Source organism: Bartonella sp. AP3QHHD (assembly GCF_042195765.1).
In the GTDB taxonomy this organism is placed as follows: Bacteria; Pseudomonadota; Alphaproteobacteria; order Rhizobiales; family Rhizobiaceae; genus Bartonella.
The window spans coordinates 113,471-137,664 of the sequence record NZ_JBHIPC010000111.1 but is presented as its reverse complement, the minus strand read 5'-3'; the positions used below and the strand labels follow the sequence as shown (position 1 = coordinate 137,664).

The following is a 24,194-nucleotide window of genomic DNA, read 5'->3' as shown; positions in this document are numbered from 1 at the left end:
GAAAAATGCTTTTCAAGGGAGCGCAGACGAAACAAGCTTTTTTTAAAACACAGCTTCTCCCTTTATGTCCTCTCGATAAAAGTGGTTCCCAATGGTTAAAAGACATGGAAGAACAAGCAAGGAAAGAAGGTTTAGAATCGCTTGTTTCCATCATTTCAGAGAGTGGAACGCAGATTGATTTTATCAGTTCGGTTATGACCTTATCTCCTTTTTTGCGTGAGGTTTTAATTGCCAACCCATCATATCTTAGTGCTTTATTAAATGTTGATATAGAAACAAGGCTGAGCGAAATTATAGATGATATTACAGCTATTGATAAGGATGAAGCTATAAATGAAACTTCATTGATGGCTGCTTTAAGGCGCAAAAAACGAGAAGCGCATGTTCTTATTGCTTTAGCTGATTTGGGTGGTGTTTTTACTTACGAAGTTTCATGTGCTTGGTTGACACGTTTGGGTGAAGCAGCATTAAGTGTAGCACTACGTTTTCTATTAAGAGAAGCGCATGATCATGGTAAGATCAATTTATTAAGCCGTGAGAATCCAGAAAAAGACTGTGGTTTAATTATTTTAGGGATGGGAAAGTTAGGAGCAGGGGAACTTAATTATTCTTCTGATATTGATCTTATTGTTTTCATTGATGAAACATCACCTCATATTGGTAATCTTTCTGAAAGTGTTGACATATTTTCTAAAATGGTACGCCGATTAATCCGTATCATTCAAGAACGCACTGCGGAAGGATATGTTTTTCGTCTTGATTTTCGTCTTCGTCCAGATCCAGGATCAACCCCTTTGGCCTTACCAGTAAGGACTGCATTGCGTTATTACGAAGGGCGTGGGCAAAATTGGGAACGAGCAGCCATGATTAAAGCACGTCCAGTTGCTGGTGATAAGAGGGCAGGTTTTAACTTTCTCAAAGAGCTTTTTCCCTATGTGTGGCGGAAATATTTAGATTACGCTGCTATTGCTGATATTCATTCGATCAAACGTCAAATTCATGCGCATAAAAATTATGGTCAAATTGCAGCTTATGGGCATAATATAAAGTTAGGTCGTGGTGGTATTCGTGAGATTGAGTTTTTTGTTCAGACACAGCAGCTCATTGCTGGTGGACGTTTTCCTCAATTACGTGGACGTCAGACAGTTGCAATGTTAGCAGAACTTCACACGCTTGGTTGGATCAGTGAGAAAACGAGAAATAGCCTTATAAAAAGTTATGCTATTCTTCGAAATGTAGAACATCGTATTCAAATGCTTTTCGATGAACAAACACATCTTCTTCCAAATGATACTGCTCAATTCACGAGTGTTGCCTATTTAATGGGTTATCAAGACAGTAACAGTTTTATCCGTGATTTATTAAAAACACTTCAGGTTGTTGAAAAACATTATGCTGCACTTTTTGAGAATGAGCAAGAACTTGGTTTAGAAATTGGTAATTTAGTTTTTACAGGTGAAGAAGATGATCCAGAGACATTAATAACGTTAAGCCGTTTAGGTTTCGAAAGAGCAAGTGATATTTGTCGTATTATGCGCACGCTCCATTTTGGTCGTTATAAAGCAACGCAATCAGCCGAAGCACGCGAGAGATTAACGGAATTAACACCAGCTCTTTTGAAAGCTTTTGGTGGGACAAAACGAGCTGATGAGGCGATGTTGCGTTTTGATGGTTTTTTACAGGGCTTACCTTCAGGAATTCAGCTTTTTAGTCTTTTGCAGTCTAATCCTTCTCTTTTGGATATGCTTGTCCTTATTATGGGGGCTGCTCCACGTCTTGCAGAAATTATTGCACGCAGGTCCCATGTTTTTGATGGAATGTTAGATCCGAATATTCTTTCAGAATTACCGACCAAAACGTACTTAGAAAAACGGCTTGAATATTTTCTTGAAAATGTTCTTTCTTATGAGAAAATTCTTGACCATTTAAGGATTTTTGCAGATGAACAACGTTTTTTGATTGGTATTCGAATTTTAAACGGTACAATTACAGGAGAAAGAGCGGGTTTTGCTTTTACTGCGCTTGCTGATCTTATGATTACAAAAACATTTGCTACCGTTCAAGAGGAATTTTCTCGTCTTCATGGTCGTATTAAAGGGGGGCGTGTTGGCATATTGGGTATGGGGAAGCTTGGAAGTCGCGAATTAACAGCAGATTCCGATGTTGACCTTGTTTTGCTTTATGAACACGATAATGATGCAGAAATATCTGATGGAGAAAAGCCTCTTTATATCTCTCAATATTATACGCGTTTAGCACAGCGCCTCGTTTCTGCTTTATCCACTCTTACAAGCCAAGGTATTCTTTATGTCGTTGATTTAAGGTTACGGCCATTAGGCAATAAAGGACCTATTGCTGTTTCTTTTCCATTTTTTAAAAAGTATTATCGCCAAGAAGCATGGATATGGGAATATCTTGCTTTAACAAGGGCTCGAGGCATTGCAGGAGACCCTGATTTTTTACAAAAGCTAGAAAATGAAGTGTGTGCAATTATTGCTATTTCTCGTGATAAGAAGGAAGTTGCAAAAGAAGTATGTGAAATGCGTGCCTTGATTGCAAAAGAAAAGCCGCCAAAAAATCAATGGGATTTAAAAACGATGTCTGGTGGCATTATGGATTTGGAGTTTATTGCTCAATTTTCTCTTATTACGCATGTCATTGAGTTTCAAATTGGAGCGACGACAGCGGATATTTTAGATCACTTACCAAACAGTTTTCTTAATCAGTCATGTATTGCTGATTTACATTATGCCTATCGTCTTTATACAAATTTGAGTCAAATTATACGGCTTTGCTTAAATGATTCTCTTGATCCCAATGATATGCCACCTGGATTAAGTGACCTTTTGTTGAATAGTGTTGGGGAACCTGATTTGCTTCGTGTTGAAAAATTAATTGCAGAAACTGGGCAATTGGTCTGTTCAGTTTTTTCAAAAATCATGAAACATTAAAATAATTCTATAAGAATAAATAAAAATTATTAATTCCATTTTTATATATTAATTTTTTGTCTTTCATTTCATAGACGCTTGAGATGGTTAGAGTGAAGTTCTCTACTGGTTTTTCAAGTGTGATGAAAAAATTCTCCATTCTAGGTATCATTCTTTATACAAAAAACGATGAGTGATTAATTTAGTGAATCATATTTTTTATGAGCGTTATCTCATTTTTTCAAAAAATTGACATTATAATTATTTATATTATTGAATATAATGATGATCAATATGAAGCTATAAAAGCTGCTATAGATTAATAGTTTCTGGAAATTATAAATAATATTTAAGCTTTATTTAAAACTAATTTTAATTTTTTAACTGTGTCATTTTTGCTATAGATTTTTTCAAAAAATTGTGAAACGATTTACCATTATTTATGTATCACATTAGCTTTTAGGGGAGCAATTATGATTACAAAGTATTTAGCCTCAACATCTCTATTTTCTTTAATTTCAATTTCTGTAGTACAGGCGTCGGATATCGTTATTCCTGAACAACCTGTTCCTGTTATTCCAGCGCCTGCTTTGTCTTGGACAGGATTTTATCTTGGAGGACAGATTGGTAACTTTTCAGGTAAAACAACTGCAAGTTATTTAAAACATGAGACAGGGATATGGAATCCAATTGGAAAGGAGAATTTACCTAAACTTTCTGGTTTTATCGGGGGAGTTTATGCGGGTTCCAATATTGATATCGATAATAGTTTTATTATAGGTGTTGATACAGATATTATGTGGTCTGGTAAAAAGGATTCTAAAGATGTCAATCTACCGAAAAAAAGTCCAACTGAAGAAACACCAAAACCTATAGAAGAAACAAGTCTAACAAGAGATTTGCAGGAGAATGATTCAACAAGGCGTATTAAAGCTGTACGTCATACTTTAAAACAAAAATGGGCTGGTGCTACACGGGTGAGAGTTGGTTTTGCGATTGAGCGTATGATGCCTTATATTTCCGGAGGGATTGCTTATACGCAGCTTCAGAATATTTTTGCGGCAGTAGCTGATAGCAAAAATGGAGAAGTTGATTTTTCTGATTGGTTGCATGATGAAAAAAAGACCATGATTGGTTATACCCTTGGAGGTGGTATTGATTTTGCAATGACTGATAATGTCATTGTGCGTGCAGAATATCGTTATTCAGATTTTGGCAAAAAGAAGTTCATACAGGATAAATTTGAAATGGGCTACAAAACAAATGATTTCCGCGTGGGTGTAGCTTATAAATTTTAATTTTTTGCAGAATAAAACACTTCAAAAGTCTCATTTTCGAATGAGGCTTTTATTTTTCAGGTATGTTCTAGTAAATATCCTTTACTCAAAAGGGCTACTATTTTATTCGAACAATACTTTGATTTATAAATATAAATTACTTTTTGTCATGTTGAGTGAGAGACCCGAGTGTCATAAGATTTTCTCATTTTAAACCTATACTATATTGAACCAATCAAAACCATGTCTTTTGCACGTCAAAAAGAGGGGGAGTCGTGAGATAAAAAACATTAAAGAAAGAATAAAAATGCTTCTTATGAACTATCTTAAGTGCTAAAGGCTGTTGCTACATTAGGGGGTGGCAAAGTATGAGATTTGATACTAGCTTGCTTTTCCATAAACGTGAAGATGGTGTTGCTAAATGGACTTATCATTACATCATTCATAGGTGCCGTCGGGAAATGGGTTTTGGTGCTTTAAAAGATGCTTTTTAAAACCAACATGTGAATTGGCAAGCTAATGGCATTTTATTTTATTTGAAAGATCTCTCATACAATCAACTTTTCTGTTTTGCGGTATCGTAAAATATTTTATTTAATAACAAAAAGATCGCAAAAAAATTCTAAAGCACGTAAAATTACATCCGCAATGTAACTCAATAATAAAATAATTATAAAGAGTATTATAAAGTGATTTATAGGAAAAAATAGAGAGAAAATTAGGAATTTATTGAGACATAAAAAACATTATTACCTATGTCTGTTATCGAAATATAATCTACTATTTTTTATAACTTTTTTAATGTACGATAATAAATGTCGAGTGAAATAGTAATGGATCATTTCAAATCTATTTACGATAAATCAATCAACATCATTTGTTTATGAATCACAAGTAGGTTGGGTTATTGAAATTATATACTTTAGTTATTATTTGGCTTTTTTAGGCATTGATTTTCAGATATAGACGCTGAATGAGCTTCTCTATTATTCTATAAAATATCATCATTGTAATAATATAAGGATTTTACGCATTAGATGCTTTTGGAGGAGTGTATGATGAAATTCAAAGCAGGGTTTATGTGTAGAGCTTTGTGAAGTAAATCACATGCGCAATTAGCAGCTGGAACCCGTGAGACAAGAATCCGGATTATTTATAAATCAGATGTGGTAGAATTTTCGTTCTTTAGGGCGGGAAGGAAGAAAACCGATAAGTTTGTAAAAAGCTAGTCACATAAGTGGGGCAGCAGATGGAACTGTCTGAGAAAAATTGATCTATTGACAGAGAAGGTGAAACTTTGTCTTTTAAGGAGAAAAAGGGAAATAAGAATTATGATTTTCAAAGGAATATGAAATAAAAATATTTTCGTTTTTTGTTGTTTTGGCAACTATGAAGGTGTTTAAAGATTAATTGTTTCAGTACATGCAATCTCGTTTTGAAGATTGATAATGCTATAACGTTGTAATTGGCAATGCCATTGATTTTGTAAGCGTTCAATGGAAAATAAATTAAAGCCTGCGGGTGGTTTTTTATCACCAAAAGCTTGTGATGCGGAAGGAACACCAACAATAGGAATTTTTTTAATTGGTCCTTCAATGTAATTCAATGTGGGTAAATGAGTATGTCCGTGAAGAATAAGCTCACAACCGTGATATTTGATAACGTCTAGAAAACGTTTTATATCCCGTAGTTTTTTATGCCAAGACGTTGCCTTTGGAAAGGGGGGGTGGTGAATCATGACGACACGAAAAAGGTTGCGCTGTGCTGCTTCCTTTAAAAAGAGCGGTAAAGTTTGCGCTTGCATTTTACCAAAATAGCCAGAAGCTTGAAAAGGCAATGTCGCAATGGCTGAAGAAGCTGCTATGATGGCAACATCTTTGCGAATGCGCATATAAGGAAAGACGCTTTTTTGAGGGATGTCACCTGTAATCCAAGGTTTAAAAAGAGTGCATGCTTTTTGTAAAGCGCCGCGGACATAGGCATCGTGATTTCCAAATGTTAAAGAAATATCTTGAGGTTTTCCTAGGTTAAGTAGCCAACGATGAGCTTGTACAAATTCTTTATCGAGAGCAAGATTTACAAGATCACCAGAGATCACAAGGTGATCAGGTTTTTTTTTGTTCAAGGCATCTATTACAGTTTCTAGGACATCTGTTGCCATCTGACTCTTACGTTTTTTTTGCCAGTTCAGATAACCGGTAAGACGCTTCCCAGAAAGTTCAAAAAGGGAAGGTTGCGGGAGAGGGGAAAGATGTACATCCGATATATGGGCAAGATAAAACATAAAAGCTCGTAGAGGATTAAAAACGATTTAAAGAATAAACATAAGATAAGTTAGTGCTTAAAGGCAAGAAAGATTGTAAAATGAAAATTAGCTTGCAAAAAAGAACGTCTCAAGCGGAATGTTCCAAATAGAATATCCCTAATAAAATATCATTGTGTTGTAGATTCACATATTTGTAAAAAAACATTTCTCAATGCGTTTGAGCTAACTTCACGACGGTACTCGATATTATAATGGAAAGCTTCTGTGAACTATATAGGGCTTACTGTACACTACCATCTCTACACTTATACAAGGTGCAAATAAAAAACATCATACTATTTTCCCCCAATTTTATGAAAATCCTTGCTTTGCTTTAAGAGGATTCATAAGAGGTATTTCACTCTTTTCTTCAATGGTTTCTATCCATACAGCATCTCTTCTAATAATACGCAAGAGAATGTTTTTTATTGTTTTAATATGAGGATATTAGAAATAAGGAGAATTCCACTGTATTTTGAGTTATAAATCAATACGTTATCTAATTACAAAAGACAAGTAGATACGTAAAAAGATAAGCTGAATTTTAAAACTATTATACGAAATCTCAGACTTTTTAACGGCCTTCATAATACCACATGCTGCTCAACAGTAAAAGGTAAGCAAGCAGTGCAAAAAAACCAGAAAATATCGAAAAATAAAAGGTATTGATTAAACGGGTTTCTGTTGCTTCTTTCAGAACAATTGAATGTGCTGGGGAAGAGGACGGACTTGTTTTTGATTGAATCAGCTTAAATGGAGGAAGATGAATGTTTTCTTTTCCTTCAGGGTGTAAACGTCCGATGTAGCCACCAGTGTGCTTAATAATGGGGGCTAGTTTTTCTTGTGTTGAAATCAAGTCAAACAACTCAAGATTATCGAGCATCCCTACAGAAGAAAGTATTGTTAAACCGCCATTTTTAATGGTAAAAATTCCTGTCTCATCAGTGGTCACAGTTGCAGTAAAAAGGCCTTCTTGCTCTTTGGTCAGAGTAATATTTTCTTTTTTTCCAGAGGGAAAGATTATTTCAGCGGGTTCTGGATGGTCTTTTAGAGTTTGGCGGCGAATTGTTAAATGATGATGGCTGCTGGTCGCACTTAATTTTTCTTCCTCAAGTTCTGGTTCTTTCATGAGCCAATGGGCAATACGACGATAAAGAGCAGCATAAGGACCACCGCCTTCGAAACCTCGTGCCCAAAGCCAACTTTCATCAGAGAGCAACATGCCTACACGTCCTTTATCAACATGCGAGAGAAGTAAAAGTGGTTGTTCATCGGCTCCTTTCATGAGGGCGATTCCGTTATTTATGTTTTGAATAGCAATTTGTCGCAACCACTGCCCCCATTGAGAAGCGGGAAGGTTAAGTGTTGCAAGACCCCTTGTGACAGGATGGCGCTCACCTTCTTTGGTTAATGTGGGGCGAAAAGGTTTTTCAATAATAGTTCCATTGGGCAATGCCGGTAAAATGCTTATTAAAGGTGTTTTCGCAAGTGAGTTTTTTTGGGTAAATTCAGGTCCTGTTACCATCAGCAATGCACCACCCTTTTGTACATATTGGGCGATATAATCATAGTAGATTAAGGGGAGAACAGTAGAGTGCTGGTAGCCATCAAGGATGATGAGATCAAAGTTATTAATTTCTTCAACAAAGAGTTTTCTTGTGGGAAAGACCACTAAGGATAATTGGCTTGAGGGCGTATTATCTGCTTTGGTGGGGGGACGCAAAATAGTAAAGTGAACAAGATCAATATTAGAGTCACCTTTCAAAAGGTCTCGCCATGTCCGTTCTCCATTATAAGGAGCACCTGAAATAAGAAGAACGCGTAAATTTTCTCTGATTCCTTCAATAATTGTTATGGCGCGGTTGTTTTTAAAGCTTAGTTCACCTTTGTGTGGATCAGTTATAACTTGGATAATATTTTTTTCAGCATGAGGAAGGCTAATTTCAGTTTGAAAAATCACGCCAGGAGTCACAGAATAATGGCCAATGTCTTGTCCATTGACGCTTAGTGTAATATTTGCTTTCTGTGGTATTGTTTTTTTGGCGGGGCCTTTATCTTCTACCAAAATGGAGAGCGTTTGTGGTTTGTTGACAAGGGCAAAGCGTGGAGGAGAAATAAACTTGATTTGGCGATCAAATTCATCTGAGTGCCCTGTAATCAGGGCATTGAGAGGTGCTTCATGATGAAGGTCTGATAGGTCAGGAATGTCATGCACTTGTCCATCGGTGATAAAAATGGTTCCTGCATAACGAGAGAGCGGTACATCAGATACTGCTTGTGTTAAAGCCTCAAACAAATTCGTTGAGGGCGCATACTGATTATCAGCAAGTTTTCCAGCTTCAATAAAGCGTGGTTCAAATTGTGGATAATGCGCCAATGCTTGAGTTAATTGCGCGCGCGCTTCATCACTGTCGTTTGTACGTGTTCCAAATGTTTGGCTTTTGCTGCGGTCAATAACAATTCCTACTGTGCTTTTCAGTGGTTCACGCTGTTCTTTTATGATCATTGGATTGAGCAAAGCAAGGATGAGGGCGCTTAATGCCATCAGACGAAATAAAGAACCTTGCCGTTGCGTAACAAGACCAACAACGACAAAAAGAATCGATATTCCACTTAAGAACAGAATCCAAATGAGTGGTAAAAAAGGCTGAAAAGTGAAAAATGATATCATTGCCTTCTTTCTCTTTTAAAGCGTTCCAAGAGTGCTGGAACATGAACTTGATCCGCTTTATAGTTTCCTGTAAGAACATAAAGGACAATATTTAAACCTGCACGAAATGCCCATAGACGTTGCATTGGATCATTGGGAACAAGGGGATATTTCCATGACCCTTTTTTATCGAGTGCCCAAGCACCAGCAAAGTTATTGGCAGTAATGAGAAGAGAACTTACATTATCGCCGCTGGCAAGGGAATTTTTATTTTTTTTGTTTGTTGATGAGGATTCAATCCATAAAGGTGAACCACGGTAGAGACCAGGAAAATCTGGCATAATATAAAAAGAACGTGCAACAACATGATCCGTTGATGCTGGCTCAATGGATGGAATATTTAACTCTTTTAAGATATCTCGTAATCTTTGCGTTTCTGGAGTAGCATCTCCTTCAAGATTAAGATTGCTCTTTATCTGATCGCGCGTGTCAAATAAAATTGTTCCCCCATGTTTCATAAAGTTATTTATTTTTTCAAGGCTTTTGGGGGTTGGTATAGGACTCTTAACATCAATTGGCCAGTAAATAAGAGGATAAAAAGAGAGTTCATCTTTATCGAGATCAAGTGCTGTAACAGAGCCGAGGGTAAGCATTGTGCGCTCTGCGATAAATTGACTTAATGCTTCTAGACCACTTTTACTCGTTGTATCAATTTCATGATTATTGGTTATAACATAGGCAAGATGTGTTGCACCAGCAGCTTGTACACTATCATATTGATTTTCTTTCGTTTGTGCATGAAGAGTTGGATCATATGAAAACAAGGCAATAAGACTTATAAAGGGGAGGAGAAACATATTACGCCGTTTCATGAAAGAAAAAATATCTCCTATCCATAAAATGAGAAAATTGTCAAAGGCGAATAATAAGATGGCTAATCCTAAAAGTGGGCCGATAAGATTTTTTTCTTTTGTATCGTAAGATAAAGGTTTTTTATTAAGAGAAGTTGGCAATGATGATTGTTTCATCAAGTGCGACGAATGAGTTAAGAGATTGAGTGCATAAAAATCGTTTTTGACACCATAAAGTCCTGGGGGAGTATGGTAGGAAGGATGGGGTGGATTTTGAGAGTCAAAGATCAAAGGAACAACATCAGAGGGTGGTACTTGTAATTGTCCGTCAACGGCTATAGTTCGCCAAGGGTTTTGTACCACTGTTCTTTTTTCTCTGTGTGTTAGGTTTGTGTTTTCGTTAGAACCTAATGTGATTAATTTTTGCAGCATTTGTGCAAAAAAGCCAGAAAGAGGAAGGTTAGACCATGTTGGGTCAGGAGCAACATGAATGAGAATGAGGGTTCCTTTACCACGTTTTGCTGCGGTAATAAGAGGAGTTCCATCCGAAAGGCTAAGCCACGTTTTTTCAAAAAGATCTGGGGTTGGTTCTGCGAGGATTTGGCGCGAGACAGTAACATCTCCTGGAAAGGGAAGACCAAAGAAAAAGCTATTTTTTGCAAAAGGGGCAAGCTTTTGTGGTTTTGTCCAAGACATAATACTTCCAAGGGAACGTTGACCTGGGCGTAGTGGTATCGGAAGAAGGTTATCGTAATGTTCTGCGCTACTGAGTTTTTCTCCTGCAAAGCGGATGAGTGTTCCCCCTTTATTCACAAAATCAGAAAGTTTTTTTTCTGCTTTTGGGGGTATGTTAACAATGTCACCCATAATCAAAACAGATGGATTTTGTTTAAGCAAATGATCAATATCCGTTGAAAGTTCTCTTCCACCGGCTGTTATAAGCTGTGTATGACCTTGTAAGGCTTTGATAATGTAATAAAATGGAGCAAGTAAAGGCTGTGCCATTTCATTGGTATCGGGTGAGAGAAGAGCAACACGGCTTATCCTGTTATGGCTGTCTACCAAGAAGGTTGCAGCAGCATGGTTTTGATTGTTTATTTTTATCCAAGCGATATCATTGCGTAGTTCAAGTGGTACATTAAAAGGAACAAGTGCTGTTGTTTCTCCTTCAGAGAAATTGTTCGTAAATTGTCCGAGAAGTTGATTATTTGAATCGTAGAGGCTGAGTATAGCGGGAGTGTTACTGTGTGTTGTTGAGCGGATAATACGCGCGCCCATGTTTCCATTGTTATTTTCTATGGATGTTATGCCGGTTAAATCGGAAATATCAGTCAAATACCACAAGAAGTTTCTAGGTTTTAATTCTTCAAGAAGAGCAAAAGCTTGCTCATCTTCATTTGTTTGTAATCCATCACTTAAATAAGCAATATCAAGAGGTTTTCCTTTGGTTATTTTGCTGAGTTTTTTGAAGGCATGCACGCGGTTGACAGGCCAAGGACGCGGTTGCAAATGCATTAAATGCTGTTTTATAATCTTGGCTGGTTGGGGCTCTATATTGGAGATATTATTTTCAGCCGTTGCAACAAGATAAATATTTTTTTGCTGTTTTTCTGCCTGTGCAAGGAGCATTTCAGCGATAGAGATGCGCTGTTTCCATTCTTTTACAGAAACCCAACCATTATCAATAATGAGTGCAAGGGGTTGAGACCCGGAAAAGCTTATTGGTTTTTGATTCCAAGTGGGGCGTGCTAGAGCTATGATAACAAGTGCCGCTATGGTTAAACGCAACAAGAGCAACCACCAAGGTGTATGTTTTGCTGTTTCTTGTTGATGAGTTGGTTTGGGTAAGAAGCGAAAAGGAGGAAAAAGCTCTTTACGCGGAGATGGAGGAGTTATCCGCAACAGCCACCAAATGACCGGTAGGAACAAAAGCCCTAGTAACAGAAAGGGAGCAGCAAAACTCAAAGTGCCCTCCTTTTTTGCAATGGAGAGTCGCTCATTGTATTTGCAAGATGAAAAATGGTCTCTGTTAAAGGTTGATCTGTTGTACTAACGTGATAAGACCATCCTTGGCGTGCGCAAAAATTTACCAATTCTTGTCGCCTTGCGTGATATAGTTTACAATAGTTCTTACGAAGATCTTCTGCTTTAGTGGAAACATGTTTCTCTTTCGTTTCAGGATCCAAAAATTCTGTGTGACCTGTGTAGGGAAAGCTTTCTTCTGCGGGATCAGAAATTTCAATTAAATGAGCTGTCACCTGTTTTGTAGTTAAAACGGTTAAATGTTGGATGATTTTTTCAGGATAGTCGAGAAAATCACTCATTATAATGACATGTGAAAAGCGTGTAATCGTTGAAAAATCCGGAAATAAATTTTCATCTGAATGATTTTCTAAAGCAAAGGCTATTCGTTCTACGACATTGGATGTCATTGTGGGGGACATTAAGTTGGGAATAGCAATATGTTCGCCACTGCGTGCAAGAAGGGATGCCAAGGTAAGGGTAAGAATAGTGGCATGATTACCTTTAGAGATTTTAGAAAAGCGCGAACAGTAATGCATTGATGCGCTCTGATCAGGACAAAGCCAAACGGTTTGTGTCGTTTGCCATTCGTGTTCACGGAGATACGTATTTTCATCACGCGCTGAGCGACGCCAATCAATGCGGGTAATGGATTCTCCTTCCATATAGGGACGAAATTGCCAAAAGTTTTCCCCATTACCGCTTTTACGTTGTCTATGCCACCCGGTGATCAATGTATTAGCGATATGACGCGCTTGTAAAAGGAAATATGGCATTTTGCCAGTATCCTTATGCAGTTCATTTGCCAGCGACAATGGAGGCTTTTGTAAAACTTTTTTGCCAAGAGCCATTCAAAGAGCATCTTTCACAAGGTTATTGATAATATCTTTTACGGTTATATCTTCAGCACGGGCAGAAAAATTAAGAGCCATGCGGTGTTGTAATACGGGATAGGCCAATGCTTCAACATCATCAAGTGAAGGAGCTAAGCGTCCATAATAAAGAGCACGAGCGCGAACACAAAGTGAAAGGGCTTGTGATGCCCGTGGACCAGGTCCCCAAGAAACATAAGTATTAGCAAGGCTATTGTCTTTATGAGGGCGAGATGAGCGGACAATTTTTAAAATAGCTTCAATCACATTTTCTGAAAGAGGCATTTTGCGAACGATATTTTGAATTTTTTGCAATTTTTTGCCGGATAAAATTGGTTTTGCATTTGATTTTTTTTCTTTTGTTGTTTCTAAAATAATCCGTCGTTCTGTTGTAAGGTCAGGATAGTCAATATCGATTTGCATCAAAAAGCGATCCAGTTGTGCTTCAGGAAGTGGATATGTCCCTTCTTGTTCGAGAGGATTTTGCGTTGCAAGAACATGAAAAGGTTGTGGCAAATCATAACGGTTACCTGCAACAGTAACATGATATTCTTGCATAGCTTGTAAAAGGGCTGACTGTGTCCGTGGGGAAGCACGATTGATTTCATCGGCCATGAGAAGTTGCGTGAAAATAGGACCTTGAATGTATCGAAAAGAACGTTTACCGTCTTTATCGGAATCCATAATTTCAGAACCAATAATATCCGATGGCATTAAGTCAGGAGTGAATTGGATGCGTTTTTCATCAAGCCCTAAGACTGTTCCCAATGTTTCAACAAGACGTGTTTTTGCAAGTCCTGGAGCACCGACAAGAAGGGCGTGACCACCAGCGAAAATAGCGATTAAAGCATATTCGATTACCTGATTTTGCCCAAAAATAACTTTGTCAATTTCTTTTTGTAAAATATCCAATTCTTTGTGTGCCGTATCAATATCATCAATAATGACTTGAGCTTCATGATTGATATTGACCTTTTTTATAGAATTGGATGATGGATCATGTTGACTCATATTTCTTCCTTAAGGCGTTTGTCGCAAAAATGGTAATTTTCTCTGCATGATAATGGATATCTTATTGTTTGTAACAGAAAATGAGAAGAAATGAAGTATCATATGCCGTTTTTTTATATTCGTATATAAGAAGAGAAAAGTTTCTTTGGAAGAAATAGACGTGCTTTATAAGGGATGTCTTAAAAAAATTGTTTTATGAAGAGAGTTTTTTAAAGCAATGAAGACAATTTTTGAAAGGTTAAAGGGTGAGTATAAGACAGAACTTCAAACAGGTTGCGTGGTTACAACAAAGTGATATCCAAACACTTCTTCGTGTTTTGTCTGTGGAGGGGGAAGAGGCGCGTATTGTAGGGGGAGCAGTGCGCAATCAACTGCTAGGGCAGCCTATTAGTGATATTGATATTGCAACAACCTGTTTGCCGCAACAGGTTATTGCACGTGTAGAAGAAGCAGGATTTAAAGCTATTCCTACAGGGATTGCTTTTGGTACAATAACAGTAGTTGCTCATTCATGTTCTTATGAGGTTACAACGCTTCGCTGCGATATTGAAACAGATGGTCGTCATGCAAAAGTGGCATTTGGTCGTGATTGGAAAAAAGATGCTGAACGGCGAGATTTTACGATAAATGCGCTTTATTGTGATGCTGCTGGCAACCTTTATGATGATGTGGGAGGTTTGAGTGATATTGCTAGCCGAACAGTTCGTTTTATTGGGGTTGCAGAAGATCGTATTGGCGAAGATTATTTGCGTATTTTACGGTTTTTTCGCTTTTTTGCGTGGTATGGAGCAGGGCGACCTGATGTGCAAGGATTGAAGGCATGTGTTCGTTTAAAACACGGTTTAAAAAAGCTTTCTTCTGAACGTATTTGGGCAGAAATGAAAAAGCTTCTTGCTGCGTTTGATCCAACGCGTGCTCTTTTATGGATGCGACAAAGCAGAATTTTGCCACTCATTTTTCCTGAAACAGAACGATGGGGTATTGATGCAATTCACGCATTGGTGAAGACAGAACAGGCTCTTGGTTGGAAAGTTGATCCATTGTTACGGCTAGAAAGCCTTCTTCCTCCTGATCCCATGCGTCTTCATGAAATGGCACAGCGCTTGCGTTTTTCTCTTAAGGAAACAACGCGATTAAAAGAATGGGCAGAGTTAGAAATAATAAACCAAAACTGTTCTGATCATTTTGTGCAAAAACTGATTTATTTTCATGGACGACAGCCAGTTTTAGATCAATTATCGTTGTCTGTCGCTGCATCACATCTTGATCATCTGGAAAAAAGTGATGCTTTGCAAAAAGCAGAGGGTTATGTCAAGCTTTATCAATTTGCCAAAAAATGGCAAATTCCAACTTTTCCTATTAATGGTAACGATTTAATAAAGAAAGGTTTTACGAAAGGTGTACTTTTAGGAAAAAAGCTTAAAGAGCTAGAAATGATATGGATTGAAAGCGGATTTTTAATGGATCGTCATGCACTATTAGAAAAAATTGATTTATAATATTTCTGTTTATAAACTCACTGTTGTTTATATTTTTTAAGTCAACATATTAATTTATAATAATCATTATTCATGTGAAATAAGAGTTCACAATATTGTAAGGTTATTTCAAACCTGTTCATATTACACCAATCAAAGTTATTGCCTTACACGCCACAAGTGAGGAAAAATGATTACAGAGAGGAAAAATGTCTCTTATGAATCATCTCAAAGATAAGGATTCTCGAAAATGAGAACGAATAAAGAGAATAGTGATAGCGGTTTGCACCTTGTATGACCATAAAGAGGGGGATGTTCACTGGATTTTTACTATGAGGAGTATTTAATCATTCATAGGTGGTGATATGAGGTGATATGAAATGGATGTGCTAGGCACTAAAAAATGTTTATTTTATCAGCACTTAATTGTTGGAAAATAATAGGCATTATACGCTCTAACTATTCTTTATATGTTGTATTATTGTTTTTCGTGATAATTTATGTTTTTATAGGTTACAGTTTCTTTCATGATAACCAATTTGGCGTAATGCTTCTCCTGTTGTTATGGCTACGCTCATGGCGAGATTTAGAGAGCGTGCCTGTGGTTGCATGGGAATTTTCAATGTGTAATCGGCCGCTTCATGAACATAATCGGGAACGCCAGCTGTTTCACGACCAAAAAGTAAAACATCATTTCTTTGATAGCATATCTGCGTATAGCATGTTTTTGCTTTTGTACTTAAAAGCAACAGGCGGCGTTTAAAGTGTTTCATGGAGCTTATAAAATGTTGCCAATCAATGTGTCGTTCTAAGGAAGCATATTCGAGATAATCCAATCCTGCGCGTTTGAGATTACGATCCGACAGATTAAAGCCTGCAGGTTCAATAATGTGCACATGTAAACCAAAGCAAGCGCTAAGACGTAAAATCGTTCCAGTATTACCAGCAATATCAGGTTGGAAAAGAGCTATATGAAGTGTCATGTTCTCTGTAATATGATTTTTCTTTCGACTTTGTAAAGAAGCACCACCGACTTTGTAAAGAAGCACCACAATTTATTCGAAAAATATGCTTTGAGAAATACATGTTTTTTACGGTTCATTTTTATTCCCTTTAAATTTCAGGGAAAAAGTTATGTATACAGGTCTGTTTGGGATCAGAGAGAAGCTCCCTATTAGGGGCTTCATTTTATTGAGCAATCCATGAAATGAATTGGCTCATTATGTTGAAAAGTGGGATATTTAATGAGGTTAGATCATCAATTTTAATTAAAATCAACAAAATATGCTTTTTATGCAAAAACAGAAGCGAAAAAAATACTCATGCAACCAGTTGGAATTGAGGGAGGGAGAGATGCTGTAAATGTGTTAAAGAAATAACCGATAAGCTCAACTTGTTTACTGAGATATGGTCATAACAAGACTATGTTTCTTTCTTTAGAAGTGTTTATTTACATGCTATCTCTGATTTTCACGGGCGGGGGAGTAATTTTGATTGATTAATATGAATAGGTTTGAAATGAAAAAACCTTACGGTGTTTAGGGATTTCATTCACTCTGTAAAACGATGAATTATCATTATAAAACAGTTTTTTGTATAAACCATACAAATGGCAGGAGTTTTTTACAGGGATGTTTTTATGGTTGAGGTAACGGAGTGATCAAGCATTGTACAATGGGAGAGGGTATGGTAAAAGGATGTTTTAGCAAAGTGTCTCTTTAAGTTAAGTCCATGGGTGAGCAAACGAGGCGGGATTTTCTGTTTTTGGTAACAGCTGTTGCAGGAGCAGTTGGAATGGGAGCGGTTGTGTGGCCTTTTATCCGTCAGTTGCGTCCAGATGAAGCTGTTTTGGCATCTTCCTCTGTTGAGGTTGATCTGTCTAGTATTGAAGAGGGGATGTCGGTAACGGTAAAGTGGCGAGGACAGCCTGTTGTTATTCGAAATCGTACGGCAAAAGAAATTGCTGATGCGCGCGCTACTGAATTGAGACTTCTAAAAGATCGTCAAGCGCGCAATCCTAATCTTGAAGGTGAAAAGGAAGCAACAGATTTTGCGCGTTCAGCAGGTAAAGGACGTGAAAATTGGCTTATTGTTATTAATCTTTGTACGCATCTAGGCTGTGTAACACTTGGGCAATCGGGTAAATTTGGAGGATGGTTGTGCCCCTGTCATGGGTCTGTTTATGATACTGCTGGAAGAGTGCGGTCAGGTCCAGCTAACTATAATTTGACTATTCCACCTTACCAATTTCTTTCTGATACTTTGCTCAAAATAGGATAAAGTCATGATAAGGTTTCCTCCTTATTGTCCTAAAAGTGCTCTTGTCCGTTGGTTTGATAAGCGTTTTCCTCTTCCTCGTTTTTTTTATAATGCATTTGTGATTTTTCCTGTTCCACGTAATCTTAATTACTTTTACACATTTGGCGGTATTTTAACCATTATGCTTTTATCACAGCTCTTGACTGGTATTGTCTTGGCTATGCATTATGTTCCGGATATTCATTTGGCTTTTGAAACTAGTGAACGATTTCGGCGTGAAGGGCAGTTTGGTTGGCTTTTTCGTCCATGGCATTGTGTAGGCTCTTCGTTTTTTTTTATTGCTGTTTATATCCATTTGGCACGTGGACTTTATTATGGTTCTTATAAAAATATGCGAGAAATGGTATGGGTTACAGGTATTTTTATTTATATCATCATGATGGCAATAGCATTTTTTGGTTCTGTGCTTGTTTGGGGGATGATGTCTATTTCAGCGGCTTCAGTGATTGCAGGGCTTTTAAAAACGATACCTTTGGTGGGGATATGGTTGCATGAGACACTTCTGGGTGGTTATGTCGTAGGACAACCAACGTTGAATCGTTTTTATGTTTTCCATTATGTTTTATCATTTATTTTGCTTCTTTTTGTGGGGCTGCATATTTGGGCAATTCATTGTGTTGGGCAAGGCAATCCAACAGGTCTTGCTATACAATCAGATAAGGAAACAGTTCCATTTTCGCCTTATGCGCTTATCAAAGATATTTTTGCTATTACTGTTTTTCTCATCTTCTTTGCCTGGTTTTTGTTTTATATGCCCGATTATATGGGGCAGGCTGAAAATTATAGTGTGGCAGATCCTTTAAAGGCACCTCTTCGTGTGGTTCCAGAATGGTATTTTTTGCCTTTTTATGCGATGCTTCGTGCTATAACTTTTGATATTGGTATTTTCTCTTCAAACTTTGTTGGTTTTGTTTTATTCGTCAGTTCGATTTGCATTTTAATTTTTGTGCCATGGTTAGACCGCTCTAAAATATGTTCAGCAAGATATCGACCTGTTTATAAAATTTTCTTTTGGGCGTTGGTTATTGATATCGTTTTTCTTGGTTGGTTGGGGTCAAGAGAAATAAGTGACAAAATTCTTTTATGGACACAATTGGCTACGGTTTATTATTTTATATTTTTTTTGGTTATTTTGCCGATTTTGCCAGCGTTTGAAAAAAATTGTTCTCTTCCTTCTTCAATTATGCAAGATTTAAAACAGAAAAAAAAGAGACTATGGTAAATGTTTTTGTCGGGCTGGTTGTTATTGTTGCTATGAGTTTTTCTGCTCAGAGTTTAGCGAGTGATGCCTCTGATCAGGAAGAGGGATTTATTTCTTTTCCTTTACAGGTTCCTAAAAAACAAGAATGGAGTTTTTCAGGTCCATTTGGGCTTTATAATAAGGCGCAATTGAGGCGCGGATTAAAGGTTTATAGACAAGTTTGTTCCAGCTGCCATGGGCTAAAATATGTGGCTTTTCACAATTTAAAAGATCTTGGGTATGATCAAGAACAGATCAAAGCTTTGGCGGAGCAATATGAAGTGCGCGATGGTCCTAATCGAGAAGGAAAATTTTTTAAACGTGCTGGGATTGCAACGGATTATTTTCCTTCTCCCTTTTCACATGAAGAAGAAGCAAGATTTATTTTGAATAGTGCTTATCCTCCAGATTTGACATTGATGGCACGTGCACGTGGGGTATCTTTGCCGTTTCCTGCTTTAATTACTGATGTATTGACTCATTATGATACAGCTGGTCCAGATTATATTACGGCTCTTTTAACAGGATATCAGAAGGCACCGAAGGAGATAAAAATTGCGAATGGTTATTGGTATAATCCTTATTTTATTGCCGGTAATTCTTTAACTATGGCTCCTCCTTTGAGTGATGGTATGGTTTCTTATGAAGATGGGACCCCAGAAATCATTGAACATTATGCGCGCGATGTTTCTGCTTTTTTGATGTGGGCTGCCGATCCTCATATGGAAATTCGTAAAAAAACCGGTTTTCGTGTTATTTTATTTTTAATCATTTTTGCAGGGTTTGTTTATATTTTAAAAAATCGTATTTGGTGTGGTTTAGAAGAAGAATTAGAGAAAGAAATAAAAGACGAAATAAAGAGAAAAAGGTAAAGCGACAAGGCTCAAAAGAGTATAGAGTATAAAGAGCATAAGGAACAAATCTTTTTATGATGCATTGAGGTTTTATAAAGTAAAAGCAAAGTAAAAATGGAGATGTTAAAATGAAAAAAATTGCATGTACTACTCTTATGTCAATTTTGATGGTTTCTAGTACTTATGCTCAGTCTTTTGAAGTGCCTTCAAAACCTGAAATGATCTCTTCGACGGGTATTGTACAGGTAGGGATAGATAAGTCTGTGCGTTATGTGACACCTTTAGCAACGGATTTTGTTGCTTCCAGTCTTATAGGCGCCAATGTATATAATATAGAAGATGAAAATATTGGTGAAGTAAAAGATATTATTTTACGTGAAAATAATATTGCAGGATTTGTTATTGCTGTTGGTGGTTTTCTTGGCATAGGCGAGAGTTATGTGGTCGTTTCTCCAGAAACAATCCAGATGACAAATGATTATGGTAAATGGAAACTCATTACAAATGTGACAAAAGATTCTTTAAAGAACGCTCCAACATTTAAATACGAAGGGCGTTGGACACGCTAATTTTATATTTCTATTCTTTAATGGATCAAGCTGTTGCTATCACAATCATATGCTAGCAACAGTTTTTTTGTTCTAAAAACTCTTGAGAATTTTTGCGACAAGATTCCAAGGAGCTATTACCAAAGTTTTCAAGATAAACTATTAAGACAGAGTGAAGATTTAAGTATTATGTTTAAATAACATGATATCGCCATCTTGCACAATGTATTCCTTTCCTTCATCGCGGGCTTTTCCTGCTTCCTTTGCACCGCTTTCTCCACCCAAAGCAATATAGTCATTATAGCTGATGGTTTGGGCACGAATGAAACCGCGCTCAAAATCTGAATGAATAACACCAGCTGCTTGGGGAGCTTTTGTACCACGCGTAATTGTCCATGCTCGTGTTTCCTTAGGCCCACAGGTGAAGTAAGTAATGAGATCAAGTAAATGGTAACCAGCGCGAATGAGGCGATTGAGACTCGGTTCAAAGAGTCCTAGAGCATTGAGATATTCTGATGCTTCAGCATCACTCAGTTGTGTAATTTCCGCTTCGATAGAAGCAGAGATGATAATGCTTTGCGCATTTTGCTCTGTTGCCATTTTTTCAACTGTTTGGGTAAAGCTATTTCCATGAGCGGTGTCATTTTCGCTTACATTACAAACATAAAGTACAGGCTTGGAGGTTAAAAGATTCAAACTCTTAAGAATGTGGTGTTCATCGGAAGAAATATCTTTGAGTAATAACCGGACAGGGTTTCCCTGTTGCAGTATGTTTAATGCTTTTTCCATAATAGGTAAAATTGTGAGAGCTTCTTTGTCTTTTCCGGTTGCTCGTTTACGGATTTGTATGATTCGTCTCTCAAGACTTTCAAGATCCGCAAGCATGAGTTCGGTTTCAACCGTTGTCGCATCACAAACAGGATCAATACGTCCCTCTACATGGGTAATATCTTCATTTTGAAAACAGCGTAAAACGTGGACAATGGCATCGACTTCGCGAATATTGGCTAAAAACTTGTTTCCTAAACCTTCACCTTTTGAAGCTCCTCGCACAAGCCCCGCAATATCGACGAAGTTAATGCGTGTAGGAATCATTTCTTTTGAACCAGCGATTGATGCAATTTTTTCCATTCGTAAATCTGGAACAGCAACTTCACCGGTATTGGGTTCAATGGTACAAAAAGGATAATTGGCAGCCTGTGCAGTGGCTGTTTTTGTTAATGCATTAAAAAGAGTTGATTTCCCGACATTAGGTAATCCGACAATACCGCATTTAAAGCCCATGAGAGTCTTTCTTTTCTATTGATTTTATGGTCAAGATAAAGCTTCCTTTTTATAGCATATTTTCAGAAGAGTTATAGTCCTTGTCTTGCGATAAGTGAGAAAAAAGTCTAAAGTAGTAGGTATCTACTTTTTTACCTTAGTTCTTCTTACCTTATTGTTCTCCTTAGTTACAAGGATAAGAAAACTTCGAATTAATGTTAATATTGTGCTAAGTTTTTCATGGTATGCAAATCTGCATAAATAATTAATCGGAGAAAATAGAAGAGTGTTATCTCGTTGTGCCTTTTTAATTGCAGCACTTTTGGCTTTGGCTGGATGTGCTACACGTCAGTCAGATATGTCATCGGTACCTTTTCAACAAGTTCGATACATTCCACCAGAAATACAGGCTTTGTATGGTCCTGTAACGAATGAGACCTATTCGTTACCTGCTGTTGATCTTGCGACAATTGATCCAAAATATTGGCGACAAGAGGTGATTTATTATACATCTTATGCGCCTGGAACATTGGTTATCGATACGCAAGAGTGTTTTCTTTACCTTATTGGTGAAAATGGAAAAGCTTTGCGTTATGGGATTGGTGTCGGTAAAGAAGGACTAGCATTTGAAGGTGAGGGGGTTATACAGCGCAAGCGTCGGTGGCCAAATTGGGCTCCTACTGCAGCTATGATGGCTCGAGAACCAGAACGTTATGGTCATCTTGGGAAAGGAATGCCACCAGGGCCCGATAATCCATTAGGTGCGCGGGCACTTTATTTGTTCAAAAATGGGAAAGATACACTTTTCCGTATTCATGGCTCACATGAATCGTGGTCAATTGGGCGTGCTATTTCAAGTGGGTGTATCCGTTTGCTTAATCAAGATATTATCGATCTTTATGATCGTGTTCCCGTTGGTTCGCGTGTTGTGGTATTGCAAAACAATAGGAGTATTCCTACAGTTTATAATCAACAATCAAATGGTTACGATCCGCTACAGTCGACCATTCAGCCAAATGATTTTTTTTAATTTAGGGGAGAAGATTGGAGAGAGCCGTTTGAGTATTTTGGTTTGCTGTTCAATCTTCTCTTTCTCTTAAAAGAGAATAAAAGAGAATATAAGCCTTTCTTTTTCAAAGGTGTATACAAGCTTGTATTCTGTTCTATTTTCTAGCTTCTCACGTTGCCAACAGATTTTGCCTTAAGTTTATAAGAGGATTTTTTTAAGAGTTCTTATTCATATTCTTCACGCGACTGGGACACGCAAGCCAATGGTTCTGATTGTTTTTTATCGTTTGTGAAACTTCATTCATAAAGAGGGATTTATCATCTTTTATAAGGAGAGCGATATTTTTTGCGATTGTCTCTAAGAGAGGGGATAACCATTCTTGATCAGATTTGGTAAAATTTCCCAGGACATGCTGATGAACAAGTTCTTTGCTTCCAGGATGACCAATTCCTATGCGTATACGACAATAGTCAGTACCACAATGGGCATCAATAGACTTAATGCCATTATGCCCATTATTTCCTCCACCAATTTTTATACGAACTTTCCCCGGTGACAGGTCTAGCTCATCATAAATGATGATCAAATTCTTTAAATCTAATTTATAAAATCGCAAAGCTTCACCGATAGCTTGACCAGAAAGATTCATGAAAGTTTGTGGTTTTATAAGAAAAATTTTCTCATTATTTATGAAACCATTGGAGATTTCTGCTTGAAACTTCTTTGACCATGGAGAAAAAGAGAAGGACTGATAAATGGCATCAACAGCCATAAAACCGATATTATGGCGGTTATTTTGATATTGTAAACCAGGATTGCCAAGACCAGCAATAAGCCACATGTGTATCTTCAGTCAAAGTATGAGTAAGGGTAATGTCTCATAAATTAAGGCGGAAAAAATTCCCGCCTTTTGAGTTTTATGAAGTTTCCGTGTCTTCTTCATCATTTTCTTGTTCACAAGTTTCATCGCTGACATCCATGCCAGCAGGAGCTGCAATGGTTGCAATGGTAAAATCTCGATCTTGGATGATGGGAGTCACATCTTTTGGCAGTTGCACTGCTGAAATGTGAATAGAATCACCAATAGAGTAGCTGGAGAGATCAATTTCAATAGCTTCAGGAATAGCACTTGCTGGAGCTGTACATTCAATTTCGTGCCGAACAATATTGAGGACACCACCTTTTTTAAGTCCAGGTGCCGTATCTTCATTGAGGAAGTGGACAGGAATATTCACTTCTACAACGGATTTTTCTGAGATGCGCAAAAAGTCTACATGGAGGGGAAAGTCACGCACGGGATCTAATTGATAATCTTTTGGCAAAACCATAATTTTTTGCTTGTCAAGAATAATCGTTGCAATGGTGGTACGAAAGCCACCGGCATGAATTTTGTAGAAAATTTCTTTATAGGGAACTGTTATTGCCAAGGGTGGTTGTTTTTCACCATAAATGACAGCAGGAATAAGACCGTTGCGGCGAAGTTCACGGGAGGACCCCTTACCAACCCGCTCGCGTTTTTCGGCCTTAAGAGTGTAGCTTTTGCTCATAATTTAAGTCCTTTTTAC

18 protein-coding genes are annotated in these 24,194 nt (G+C 37.5%); 9 read left to right on the top strand and 9 right to left on the bottom strand.

Going from position 1 to position 24,194, the window contains the following annotated elements:
* The first annotated feature begins 5 nt into the window (after window positions 1-5).
* The 3 genes from ACFIL7_RS09680 (at window position 6) to ACFIL7_RS09670 (ending at window position 4,701) form a co-directional block, all read left to right on the top strand.
* Entirely contained in the window at window positions 6-2,951 is a 2,946-nt protein-coding gene (locus ACFIL7_RS09680) for a bifunctional [glutamine synthetase] adenylyltransferase/[glutamine synthetase]-adenylyl-L-tyrosine phosphorylase (protein WP_375634243.1), read from the top strand.
* 452 nt (window positions 2,952-3,403) lie between these two features.
* Window positions 3,404-4,228, top strand: coding sequence for an outer membrane protein (locus ACFIL7_RS09675; protein ID WP_375634241.1), 825 nt, complete (start codon window positions 3,404-3,406; stop codon window positions 4,226-4,228).
* Window positions 4,229-4,575: 347 nt separating this feature from the next.
* The gene (locus ACFIL7_RS09670) at window positions 4,576-4,701 is read left to right on the top strand and encodes a hypothetical protein (protein WP_375617587.1); all 126 of its coding nucleotides are present in this window, start codon (window positions 4,576-4,578) and stop codon (window positions 4,699-4,701) included.
* A gap of 905 nt (window positions 4,702-5,606) precedes the next feature.
* Here ACFIL7_RS09670 and ACFIL7_RS09665 read toward each other — a convergent pair.
* From ACFIL7_RS09665 to ACFIL7_RS09645, 5 genes are all read right to left on the bottom strand, one after another.
* Window positions 5,607-6,491, bottom strand: a complete 885-nt coding sequence (locus ACFIL7_RS09665; protein WP_375634238.1) for a metallophosphoesterase family protein — start codon at window positions 6,489-6,491, stop codon at window positions 5,607-5,609.
* A 595-nt stretch (window positions 6,492-7,086) separates the two neighbouring features.
* Window positions 7,087-9,183, bottom strand: coding sequence for a glutamine amidotransferase (locus ACFIL7_RS09660; RefSeq protein WP_375634236.1), 2,097 nt, complete (start codon window positions 9,181-9,183; stop codon window positions 7,087-7,089).
* A complete protein-coding gene (locus ACFIL7_RS09655; protein WP_375634234.1) occupies window positions 9,180-11,978 on the bottom strand; it encodes a DUF4159 domain-containing protein in 2,799 nt (932 codons plus the stop codon). Before ACFIL7_RS09655 ends, ACFIL7_RS09660 begins: the two co-directional genes overlap by 4 nt.
* On the bottom strand, window positions 11,975-12,886 hold the full coding sequence (locus ACFIL7_RS09650; protein ID WP_375617591.1) for a DUF58 domain-containing protein: 912 nt from the start codon (window positions 12,884-12,886) through the stop codon (window positions 11,975-11,977). The genes ACFIL7_RS09655 and ACFIL7_RS09650 overlap by 4 nt, the downstream gene beginning before the upstream one ends.
* Window positions 12,887-13,918, bottom strand: coding sequence for an AAA family ATPase (locus ACFIL7_RS09645; protein WP_375634232.1), 1,032 nt, complete (start codon window positions 13,916-13,918; stop codon window positions 12,887-12,889).
* A 245-nt stretch (window positions 13,919-14,163) separates the two neighbouring features.
* Here ACFIL7_RS09645 and ACFIL7_RS09640 point away from each other — a divergent pair, with 245 nt between their 5' ends.
* Window positions 14,164-15,417 (top strand): CCA tRNA nucleotidyltransferase, encoded by a 1,254-nt coding sequence (locus ACFIL7_RS09640; protein WP_375634230.1) that lies wholly within the window; start codon window positions 14,164-14,166, stop codon window positions 15,415-15,417.
* A 485-nt stretch (window positions 15,418-15,902) separates the two neighbouring features.
* On the opposite strand, the gene ACFIL7_RS09635 is transcribed toward ACFIL7_RS09640, so the two are convergent.
* Window positions 15,903-16,379: a tRNA (cytidine(34)-2'-O)-methyltransferase gene (locus ACFIL7_RS09635; RefSeq protein WP_375634307.1), complete on the bottom strand. Its 477-nt coding sequence runs from the start codon at window positions 16,377-16,379 to the stop codon at window positions 15,903-15,905.
* A gap of 748 nt (window positions 16,380-17,127) precedes the next feature.
* Here ACFIL7_RS09635 and petA point away from each other — a divergent pair.
* The 4 genes from petA (at window position 17,128) to ACFIL7_RS09615 (ending at window position 20,378) form a co-directional block, all read left to right on the top strand.
* Complete coding sequence (gene petA, locus ACFIL7_RS09630; RefSeq protein WP_375634228.1) at window positions 17,128-17,676, top strand: ubiquinol-cytochrome c reductase iron-sulfur subunit; 549 nt, start codon at window positions 17,128-17,130, stop codon at window positions 17,674-17,676.
* A 4-nt stretch (window positions 17,677-17,680) separates the two neighbouring features.
* Entirely contained in the window at window positions 17,681-18,937 is a 1,257-nt protein-coding gene (locus ACFIL7_RS09625; protein ID WP_375634226.1) for a cytochrome bc complex cytochrome b subunit, read from the top strand.
* Entirely contained in the window at window positions 18,931-19,827 is an 897-nt protein-coding gene (locus tag ACFIL7_RS09620) for a cytochrome c1 (RefSeq protein WP_375634224.1), read from the top strand. Before ACFIL7_RS09625 ends, ACFIL7_RS09620 begins: the two co-directional genes overlap by 7 nt.
* A gap of 110 nt (window positions 19,828-19,937) precedes the next feature.
* Window positions 19,938-20,378 carry a PRC-barrel domain-containing protein gene (locus tag ACFIL7_RS09615; protein WP_375634222.1) on the top strand — a complete coding sequence of 147 codons (441 nt, stop codon included), beginning with the start codon at window positions 19,938-19,940 and terminating at the stop codon, window positions 20,376-20,378.
* 159 nt (window positions 20,379-20,537) lie between these two features.
* On the opposite strand, the gene ychF is transcribed toward ACFIL7_RS09615, so the two are convergent.
* On the bottom strand, window positions 20,538-21,641 hold the full coding sequence (ychF, locus tag ACFIL7_RS09610; RefSeq protein WP_375634220.1) for a redox-regulated ATPase YchF: 1,104 nt from the start codon (window positions 21,639-21,641) through the stop codon (window positions 20,538-20,540).
* A gap of 265 nt (window positions 21,642-21,906) precedes the next feature.
* On the opposite strand from ychF, the gene ACFIL7_RS09605 reads away from it, so the two are divergent.
* Entirely contained in the window at window positions 21,907-22,650 is a 744-nt protein-coding gene (locus tag ACFIL7_RS09605; protein ID WP_375634218.1) for a L,D-transpeptidase, read from the top strand.
* A gap of 193 nt (window positions 22,651-22,843) precedes the next feature.
* Here the strand turns inward: ACFIL7_RS09605 and pth are convergent, their stop codons facing one another.
* Together pth and ACFIL7_RS09595 are read right to left on the bottom strand one after the other, a co-directional pair.
* Window positions 22,844-23,470, bottom strand: a complete 627-nt coding sequence (gene pth, locus ACFIL7_RS09600) for an aminoacyl-tRNA hydrolase (protein WP_375634216.1) — start codon at window positions 23,468-23,470, stop codon at window positions 22,844-22,846.
* A 76-nt stretch (window positions 23,471-23,546) separates the two neighbouring features.
* Window positions 23,547-24,176 carry a 50S ribosomal protein L25/general stress protein Ctc gene (locus ACFIL7_RS09595; protein WP_375683542.1) on the bottom strand — a complete coding sequence of 210 codons (630 nt, stop codon included), beginning with the start codon at window positions 24,174-24,176 and terminating at the stop codon, window positions 23,547-23,549.
* Window positions 24,177-24,194 lie beyond the last annotated feature (18 nt).